The organism is Phenylobacterium sp., assembly GCF_020402505.1.
In the GTDB taxonomy this organism is placed as follows: Bacteria; Pseudomonadota; Alphaproteobacteria; order Caulobacterales; family Caulobacteraceae; genus Phenylobacterium.
The window spans coordinates 1-8,843 of sequence record NZ_JADBZL010000045.1; the positions used below are offsets into that span (position 1 = coordinate 1).

Here is an 8,843-nt window from a genome sequence, read left to right on the forward strand (position 1 = left end):
TAGAGCAGGGCCTGGTCCTCTCGCGTGGCGAAGTCGACCGAGATGTCCGGCGCCCGGCTGGGGACCAGGTGAGGCTCAGGCGCGCCCTCTGACGGGCCGCCGAAGCCGCCATCGCCCCGGGCGAAGGTGGAACCGGTCAGGGTGGCGACCTTCTCGCCCCTCTCGTCGGTCCAGACCGTCTCGTTGATGATCACCGCGCCCTTGCCCTCGCCCTTGTCGTAGGCCCCGATCGTGCGGCCCTCGGCGGTGAAGGTCCCGCTGGTGGGAAGGGGCTTGTGCAACTCGACCTTCTGCTCGCCGTGCACGACCATCAGGAAGTTGATCTGGCTGGGGCGGTGGCCGGGCGGCATCTCGGGGGCGGGCCCGGAGGCCCCGCGGAGGGCGGCGGCCAGGACGGTGGCGGCGGTCGGGACGACCTTCAGGCCCTTCTCGTAGACAAAGGCGAGCTCAGTCTCGTTCATCGGATCCTGACCCAGGCCGATGCCGAGGGCGTAAAGCATCACGTCCTTGTCGCCGTAAGAGAAGGTCCGCGGTGCGGTGCGCTGCTGAAGGATGTCCGGATAAAAGATGGCCATGAAATCGTTTCCTCTCCAAAGGCGGTCAGGCCGCCCCTCGTTATGGAGCGATTGAAGCGGCTCGCTTCCTCGGGCGCAAGCCGCCGACAGTCCGATTTGCCGCCCATCCTGCAATCGGTTAGAAGCGGCGACCTTCGTTCCGGCGGCCCCTGCCGCCGGGCGTTTCCGACCTTCGCCCTCCAGACCCAAGGCACTCCATGGCGACCCCCACCCAGATCAACCGCGGCGGCCAGATCTCCGGCACCGTCCTGTTCTACAACCAGCCGGAGCCGCTTTCGCCCGAGCTGCACAAGGGAATGGGCGTCAATCGCCTGGACGGCCCCTTTGGCTTCGCCCGGACTGGTCACGCCGTGCCGCTGACGGTGACGGAGTTCAGCATCGCCTGCCTGACCTTCCCGATCATCTTCGTCGGCGAGGACAAGACCCCTCTGGCGATCATGGGCCTGAACGCCGAGCAGAACATGTTCCTGCGGGAGGACGGCCTGTTCGATCCCGGGATCTACGTTCCGGCCTACATCCGTCGCTATCCCTTCGTCTTCGCCAATGACGACGTGGCCAAGCAATCGATCCTCTGCATCGACCGTTCGGCCGAGTTCATTGTCGAGGGCGGCGACCTGCCCTTCTTCAACGAGGATGGCTCGCCCAGCGAGTACACCCAGAACTGCATCGAGTTCTGCAACAACTACGAGGTCGAACGTCAGAAGACCCTGGCCTTCGTCCAGCTGCTCAAGGACCTCGACCTGTTCGAGGTCAAGCGCGCAACCCACACGCCGGTCAATCCCGACGGCACGGCGGGCGAGCCCCAGCAGATCGCCGAGTATTTCGGCGTCTCGGAGGAAAAGCTGAACGCCCTTCCCCACGACAAGCTGGCGGAACTTCGCGACAATGGGGCTCTGCAGCAGATCTACGCCCACCTCATCAGCCTCTTTGGCTGGGACCGCCTGATCGCGCTGCAGATCTACAAGCTCTCGGAAGCCCAGGCGAACGCGGCCGCAGCGGGCTGAGGTTCCGCCGAGGGTCCCTTAGCGTGAGAAGACGCTGCGGGTCAGGCAGGAGAAGACCAGCCGGCCCGCTTCGTCCAGCAGGTCATGCTGGGCGATGATGATGCCCTTGCCGTCGCCTACGGGGTCCTTGCCCATGATGGTCATGCGCCCCCGCAGGACCTCTCCGGCGGGCGGGTTGCGGACCCAGCGCAGGGCGTCAACGCCCAGCCGCTTGGTCTGTGGCCAGCCTACGGCGGAAATGGCGTCCAGGCGGCTCCATATCGCGAAGACCATGGAGTCCGGCGCCCCCCGTTCGACGGGCCAGCCCGGAGCGAAGGACTCGGTGAAGGCCTCGAGGGCGCGAGCGTCGACCCTCACCTCTCCAAGCGTCGTCACCTGCCCGATCTCGATCTCGTCAAACCTGCCCGGCACGCGCGGGTCTCCCTTTCTCGGTTTCCGCCCCTGACGATCATGAGGCGGACCGCGCCCTAAATCGAGCCCCCGCGTCATGTCCAGGCCGATTGCCTTGCGCCCCCCTGGGGTCATATTAGGCGCGCTCCCGGTCCGTGCGACTGTCTGGAAGGCCATCTGGGGAACGCATGCTCAAGAGACTGCTCGCCGGCCTGGCGGCCCTGGTCGCCCTCGGGGTCATGTCGCCGCCCGCGTCCGCGGTCGCCGGGCCTGTCCGGACAGGGAACCTGACCGCCGAGCTGGTCGCAGCCACACAAGGCGCGCGCGCCGGCGGCGAGGTTCAGCTCGCCCTGCGGCAGGCCATCGACAAGGGCTGGCACACCTACTGGCGGAACTCCGGCGACTCCGGCGCTCCGACGGAGTTGATCTGGACCCTGCCCGCCGGCTGGACCGCGGGCGAGATCGTCTGGGCGCCGCCATCGCGCAAGCCCATCGGGCCGCTGATGAATTACGGCTATTCGGGCGAGGTGCTTCTGCCGGTCGCTGTCCGGGTTCCCGACTCGGCGCCGGCTGGCCAGACGGTCACGCTCAGGGTCAAGGCCGCCTTCCTGGTCTGTTCCGACATCTGCATTCCGGAGGACGCGGATCTCTCCCTCGATGTGAGGGTGGTGGCAGGGGATCCGGCGCCCGACGCCACCTGGGGGCCCCGGATCCAGGCTGCCCTCGACGCCGCTCCCAGACCGGGGCAGGTACAGGCGGTCCTGAACTCGGGCCCCGCGGGCCTGAAGATCGCCGTCTCCGGCCCCGGTGTTTCCGGCGGAGCCGCTCGCGACGCCTATTTCTTTCCCTACGCGCCTGCAGTCATTGATCACGCCGCACCCCAGACCCTGGATCGAGGGCCTGAGGGCCTGACCCTGACGGTCAAGCCCGCCCCGGGCGTCTCAACGCCCGCCTCCCTGAAGGGGGTGCTCGCCGTCGATGGTCGGGTCTACGAGATCGAGGCCGTCCCCGGCGCCGCGCCCGCTGGCGCCTCAGGCCTGGGGCCTCCGCCCCCCCAGCCCGTGTCCCTGGACGGGGCTGGCGGTCTGGCCGGCGCGCTCCTTTTCGCCTTCCTGGGCGGCGTGATCCTGAACCTCATGCCCTGCGTCTTTCCGGTTCTGGCCATGAAGGCGGCCTCACTTGCCGGCCACGGCCATGACCGCGCCGCCGCTCGCGCGCAGGGTCTCGCCTTCCTTGCCGGCGTGATGGCCACCTTCCTCGGGCTTGCCGCCCTGCTGCTGGCTGTGAGGGCCGGTGGAGCCGCAGTGGGTTGGGGGTTCCAGCTGCAGTCGCCGCCGATGGTTGCGGGCCTCGCCCTGCTAATGCTGACGGTGGGTCTCAACCTGTCCGGCCTGTTCGAGATCGGCGCCTCTCTTCAGGGCTTCGGCTCGGGCGCCGCCGCCCGGGGCGGGACCCTTGGCGCCTTTCTGACCGGCGCCCTCGCCGTCGTCGTCGCGGCGCCCTGCACCGCACCCTTCATGGCGCCCGCCCTCGGCTGGGCGATGACCCAGCCGGCGGCCCTGTCGCTGGCCGTCTTCGCCGGCCTCGGCCTGGGCTTCGCCGCCCCCTTCACCCTGGCCGCCCTGGCGCCCGGCGTCCTGTCGCGCCTGCCCCGGCCCGGGCCCTGGATGGACACCTTCCGCAAGGTCCTGGCCTTCCCGATGTATGGAGCCGCCGCCTGGCTGGCCTGGGTGCTCGCCGTGCAGGCCGGCCCGGACCTCCTCGCCCGGCTCCTCGCCGCCGGCGTCGCCCTGGCCTTCGCCTGCTGGCTGGCGGGCCTGGCCCAGAGGCGCGCCCTCCTCGGACAGCCGGCCCGTGTCCTTGGCCTCGCCGCCCTGGGCGTCGCCGTCCTCTCCGTCGCTGCGGCGGTCTGGCCGACCCCCGCCCAGGCTGTGGCGGAAGGATCGACGGGGGCGGGAACGGACGCCTCGGGCCTGGCCTACGAGGCCTATACGCCCGAGCGTCTCGCCGCCCTGCGGGCGGAGGGCCGGGCGGTCTTCGTCAACTATACAGCCGCCTGGTGCGTGACCTGCCAGGTGAACGAGCGCGTCGCCTTTTCCACCCGCACCGCGGCCGAGGCTTTTGCCGGGACTGGAACGGTCTACCTCAAGGCGGACTGGACCCGGCGGGACGCCGTGATCGCCGAAGACCTGGCCCGTTTCGGACGAGCCGGGGTGCCGCTTTACCTCGTCTATCCCGCCGGCGGCGGCGATCCTGAGATCCTGCCCCAGCTCCTGACGCCGGGCATGGTCGTGCAGGCGGTCAAGGCCGCAGCCGAGGGATGAGCCGCGCCGCAGACGCCTGGGCGCCCCTCGAGGCCGCCGTTCGGGCCGACCCGCCCCTGCGGCGGTTGTTCGAGCTTGAGCCCGACCGGGCGACGCGCCTGAACTTCGAGGCCTGCAGCCTCACCCTCGACCTGTCCAAGCAGCCCTGGTCCGCCGCCAGCTTCGTCAACGCCCTCGACCTCGCCCGCGCCGCAGGTCTGGAGGTCGCCCGCGAGGCCCTCTTCGCCGGCGAGGTCGTAAACGCCTCAGAGGGCCGGGCGGCCCTGCACATGGCCCTTCGGGCGCCGGGCGCGAGGAACTGGCGCGCCGCGGGCCAGCCCGTGGCGGAGGGCGTGGCGGCCGGGCTCGAGCGGATGCTGGCCTTCGCCGGCGAGGTCCGGACGGCGGGCGATATCGACGCCGTCCTGCACATCGGCATCGGTGGGTCGGACCTCGGCCCCCGCCTGGTCTGGGAGGCCCTGGCCCCCGTCGCGCCCAGGATCGACCTGCGCTTCGCCGCCAATGTCGATCCGTCCGAGATCACCGCCGCCCTCTCGGGCCTGGACCCCGCCCGGACCCTGGTGGTGATCGTCTCCAAGACCTTCACCACCCAGGAGACCCTGTTCAACGCCCGGGCCGCCCTGGCCTGGCTGGAGCAGGCGCCCGGCGCCGCGGACCGGCTCGTCGCGGTCACGGCCGCACCGCAGGCCGCCGAAGCCTTCGGGGTCGACGCCGCCCGCATCTTCCCCTTCGCCGAATGGGTCGGCGGCCGCTTCTCCCTGTGGTCGGCCGTCGGCCTGTCCTGCGCCGTCGCCCTGGGCCCCGAGGTCTTCGAGGGCCTGCTGCGGGGCGCGGCGGAGATGGACGCGCACTTCCTCGGGGCGCCCCCGGAGCAGAACCTGCCCGTAGTCCTGGCCCTGTCCCACATCCTGAACCGTGACCTCCTCGGCCGGCCCGCGCGCGCGGTGGTTCCCTACGCCCGCCGGCTGCGGCTCCTGCCGGCCTTCCTCCAGCAGCTGGAGATGGAGTCCAACGGCAAGCGTGTGGGGCGCGACGGCCGGCCCGTTCCGCGGCCCACGGCCGGCGTCGTCTTCGGCGATGCGGGCACCAACGGCCAGCACGCCTTCTTCCAGGCCCTGCACCAGGGGACGGATGTCATCCCGCTCGACATCCTCGCTGTGCGCCAGCCCGTGGAGGGGGATCCCGCCGCCCACCGCGCCCTGCTGGCCAACGCCATCGCCCAGGCCGAGGCCCTGATGGCGGGGCGGACAGAGGCGGAGGCCCTCGAGGCCGCCGGGGGCGATCCCGTCCTCGCCGCCCAGAAGGCCTTTCCCGGCGACCGGCCCTCGGGCTTCCTCCTCCTGGAGCGCCTGGACCCACCCGCCCTCGGCGCCCTCCTGGCCCTCTTCGAGCACAAGGTCTTCGTCGAGGGGGTCGTGTGGGGGATCAACAGCTTCGACCAGTGGGGCGTGGAGCTGGGCAAGGTCCTGGCCGCGCGGATCCTGCCCGAGCTGGAAGGCGGCCCAGCCGGCCCCCACGACGCCTCCACGGCCGCACTGATCGCCCGCCTCCGCGTCCCTTAAGCCCTGCGACGGGTTTACGCCCGCCCGGCCCCGGCTAGAATGAGGCAAGGAGGCCGCAAGCGCCCCCGCCCGGAGGAGACCCAGGGGCCATGCACCTCGCCGACCACGCGCGCCTGACCCCCGACAAGCCGGCCCTGATCTCGGCCGACACCGGCAAGGTCGTGACCTTCGCCCAGCTGGACGAGCGCTCGCTGCGGATGGCCAACCTGTTCCGCGAGCGGGGCCTGAAGCGCGGCGACCATGTCGCCCTCCTCATGGAGAACAACCTCGCCTTCATGGATGCGGTCTGGGCCTGCTTCCGCTCCGGGCTCTACATCACCACCATCAACCGCTACCTGCCGCCGGACGAGGCCGCCTACATCGTCAACGACTGCGGCGCGAAGGTGCTGATCAGCTCGCACGCCAAGCGCGAGACCTGCGAGGGCCTGGCCGACCTGATCCCCGCCTGCCCGATCCGCCTGATGGTCGACGGCGTCATTCCGGGCTGGGAAGCCTACGAGGCCGCCCGCGACGGCGCCTCGCCCGCGCCCCTCGACCGCGAGTGGATGGGCGATTCCATGCTCTACAGCTCCGGCACGACCGGGCGGCCGAAGGGCATCCTGCGGCCCCTGCCGGAGGTCAGCCCCGCCGAGGCCTTCGCCCTGCGCCAGCAGGCCAACCGCTATGAGTTCGGCCCGGACACGGTCTACCTGTCGCCCGCGCCCCTCTACCACGCCGCTCCCCTGGCCTATGTCGTCACGGTCCAGTCCTTCGGCGGGACGGTGGTGATGATGGAGCGGTTCGACGCCGAGAAGTCCCTGGAGCTGATCCAGGACTACCGGGTCACGCACTCCCAGTGGGTGCCCACCATGTTCGTGCGCATGCTGAAGCTGCCCGAGGAGGTCCGCCGGGCCTTCGACGTCTCCAGCCTGAGGGTCGCCATCCATGCCGCCGCCCCGTGCCCGGTGGAGGTCAAGCGCCAGATGATCGAGTGGTGGGGCCCGGTCCTCTACGAGTACTACGCCGGCACCGAAGGCTCGGGGTCGACCTTCATCGACAGCCATGACTGGCTGAAGCATCCGGGGTCGGTGGGTCGCGCGGCGGTGGGCGTCCTGCATGTCTGCGACGAGGAGGGGAACGAACTGCCCCCCGGCGAGACGGGCCTGATCTACTTCGAGCGGGAGATCCCGACCTTCGAGTACCACAACGACCCGGAGAAGACCCGGGCGTCCCGGCACCCGAAGCATCCCAACTGGAACGCCCTCGGCGACGTCGGCTACCTGGACGAGGAGGGCTATCTCTACCTCACCGACCGCAAGGCCTTCATGATCATCTCCGGCGGGGTGAACATCTATCCCCAGGCCATCGAGGACGCCCTGATCACCCATCCCAAGGTCGCCGACGTGGCGGTCTTCGGCGTGCCGGACCCGGAGATGGGCGAGGCGGTGAAGGCGGTGATCGAGCCCGCCCCCGGCGTCGCCCCCGACGAGGAGCTCGCCGCCGAGCTCATGCACTACGCCCGCGAGCACCTGGCCCACTACATGGCGCCGCGCTCCATCGACTTCATCGCGGAGATGCCGCGCCTGCCCACGGGCAAGCTCTACAAGCGCATCCTCCGGGACGCCTACTGGCAGGGCGACCGGAAGATCTGAACAGGACGGGAAGGAACACCATGCAGGACCTCGCGGGAAAGACCGCCTTCATCACCGGCGGGGCCTCGGGGCTCGGCCTCGCCATGGCCCACGCCTTCGGCGCCGCCGGCATGAACGTCATGCTCGCCGACATCGAGACCGAGCCCCTGGCCCGGGCCGTGGCCGAGCTGGAGGCCCGGCAGGTGAGGGTCGCCGCCGTCCAGTGCGACGTCACCGACCGCGCGGCCCTGGTGGCGGCGGCCCGCGAGACCGTCGCGGCCTTCGGCAAGGTCCACGTCCTGTGCAACAACGCCGGCGTCGGCGCCGGCGGCCCGGTCGACGAGATGAAGCCCGCCGACTGGGACTGGACCTTCCAGGTCAACCTGATGGGGGTGATCTACGGCTTCGAGGCCTTCCTGCCGCACATCCGGGCCCACGGGGAGGGCGGCGCCATCATCAACACCGCCTCCATGGCGGGCCACATGTCGCCTCCCGGCATGGAGGCCTACAGCGCCTCCAAGTTCGCCGTCGTCGCCCTCACCGAGGGCTGGGCCGCCCAGCTGGCGCCCGAGAACATCCAGGTCCAGGTGCTGTGCCCGGGCTTTGTCCGCACCCGCATCAACCAGTCCGGCCGCAACCGCCCGGCCAAGTTCGGCGGCCCCCAGGTGCGCGAGATCGTCCCCGACGACCGGGTGGCCAACGGGATCGACCCGGCCCGGGTCGGCGCCCGGGTGCTCGAGGCCCTGCAGGCTGGCGACCTCTACATCTTCACCCATCCGGACATGCGGCCCTTCGTCCAGCTGCGCTTCGGCCGGATCATGGAAGGGTTCGATTCCGCCGACCGAAGCCAGGCCCTCAAGGGCATGGACTACCGCACCCCGGACCTTGACCTCCTGCCCTGACGCCCGCCAGCGCCGGGTCCGGGACTGGACGACCCGGCGTCGATGGGCTAGGGACCCGGCCCATGTTCCGTCAGGTTCACCATCACGGCCCCCACCATCCGACCTGCGAAAGCGGGAGCGGGCGGGTGCGTTCGGCCTGATCGAACCTCCGGCGCCGGCCCCCGCGCAATGCGGACGGGGCCGGTCGGCGGCTCCGTCCCTGGCAGACCCAAGGGATAGGAAATGACCACCCCAAAGACTGATGCTGCTACTGACGGGGAGACGGCCCGTCCGGAGGCCCGCGCGCCGCGAGGATTCGTTGATCGCCGCGCCCGCGACCTGGCCGCCGAGCGCCGGATCCTCGCCCGCGTTTCCGAAGTCTACGAGCGCTACGGCTTCGAGGCCCTCGACACCGGCGCCCTCGAGTACGCCGACGCCCTGGGCAAGTTCCTGCCGGACGCCGACCGTCCCAACGAGGGCGTCTTCGCCCTGCAGGA

At 70.7% G+C, this 8,843-nt stretch carries 7 protein-coding genes and 1 pseudogene; 6 read left to right on the plus strand and 2 right to left on the minus strand.

Annotation, left to right across the window (positions count from 1 at the left end; translation table 11 throughout):
• A partial coding sequence (locus tag IM632_RS03765; protein ID WP_296552022.1) for a MaoC family dehydratase N-terminal domain-containing protein occupies positions 1 to 575 on the minus strand: 575 nt, incomplete at its 3' end.
• A gap of 197 nt (positions 576 to 772) precedes the next feature.
• Here IM632_RS03765 and IM632_RS03770 point away from each other — a divergent pair.
• On the plus strand, positions 773 to 1,579 hold the full coding sequence (locus IM632_RS03770) for a SapC family protein (RefSeq protein ID WP_296498981.1): 807 nt from the start codon (positions 773 to 775) through the stop codon (positions 1,577 to 1,579).
• A gap of 18 nt (positions 1,580 to 1,597) precedes the next feature.
• Here the strand turns inward: IM632_RS03770 and IM632_RS03775 are convergent, their stop codons facing one another.
• On the minus strand, positions 1,598 to 1,990 hold the full coding sequence (locus tag IM632_RS03775; RefSeq protein ID WP_296483808.1) for an acyl dehydratase: 393 nt from the start codon (positions 1,988 to 1,990) through the stop codon (positions 1,598 to 1,600).
• A 167-nt stretch (positions 1,991 to 2,157) separates the two neighbouring features.
• Between IM632_RS03775 and IM632_RS03780 the strand changes: the two genes are divergently transcribed.
• The 5 genes and pseudogenes from IM632_RS03780 to IM632_RS03800 form a co-directional block, all read left to right on the plus strand.
• A complete protein-coding gene (locus IM632_RS03780; protein ID WP_296552023.1) occupies positions 2,158 to 4,293 on the plus strand; it encodes a protein-disulfide reductase DsbD domain-containing protein in 2,136 nt (711 codons plus the stop codon).
• Positions 4,290 to 5,855: a glucose-6-phosphate isomerase gene (gene pgi, locus IM632_RS03785; RefSeq protein ID WP_296552024.1), complete on the plus strand. Its 1,566-nt coding sequence runs from the start codon at positions 4,290 to 4,292 to the stop codon at positions 5,853 to 5,855. The genes IM632_RS03780 and pgi overlap by 4 nt, the downstream gene beginning before the upstream one ends.
• Positions 5,856 to 5,944: 89 nt before the next feature.
• Positions 5,945 to 7,486: an acyl-CoA synthetase gene (locus IM632_RS03790; RefSeq protein WP_296552025.1), complete on the plus strand. Its 1,542-nt coding sequence runs from the start codon at positions 5,945 to 5,947 to the stop codon at positions 7,484 to 7,486.
• A gap of 20 nt (positions 7,487 to 7,506) precedes the next feature.
• Complete coding sequence (locus IM632_RS03795) at positions 7,507 to 8,367, plus strand: SDR family NAD(P)-dependent oxidoreductase (protein ID WP_296483799.1); 861 nt, start codon at positions 7,507 to 7,509, stop codon at positions 8,365 to 8,367.
• Positions 8,368 to 8,589: 222 nt separating this feature from the next.
• Positions 8,590 to 8,843, plus strand: a pseudogene (locus IM632_RS03800) (histidine--tRNA ligase); the annotation flags it as partial.

Bases quoted from the DNA above. Each gene is read 5' to 3' on its own strand.
- IM632_RS03795 (WP_296483799.1), top strand. From the start codon at position 7,507: ATGCAGGACCTCGCGGGAAAGACCGCCTTCATCACCGGCGGGGCCTCG.
- IM632_RS03770 (WP_296498981.1), top strand. From the start codon at position 773: ATGGCGACCCCCACCCAGATCAACCGCGGCGGCCAGATCTCCGGCACC.
- IM632_RS03780 (WP_296552023.1), top strand. From the start codon at position 2,158: ATGCTCAAGAGACTGCTCGCCGGCCTGGCGGCCCTGGTCGCCCTCGGG.
- IM632_RS03790 (WP_296552025.1), top strand. From the start codon at position 5,945: ATGCACCTCGCCGACCACGCGCGCCTGACCCCCGACAAGCCGGCCCTG.
- pgi (WP_296552024.1), top strand. From the start codon at position 4,290: ATGAGCCGCGCCGCAGACGCCTGGGCGCCCCTCGAGGCCGCCGTTCGG.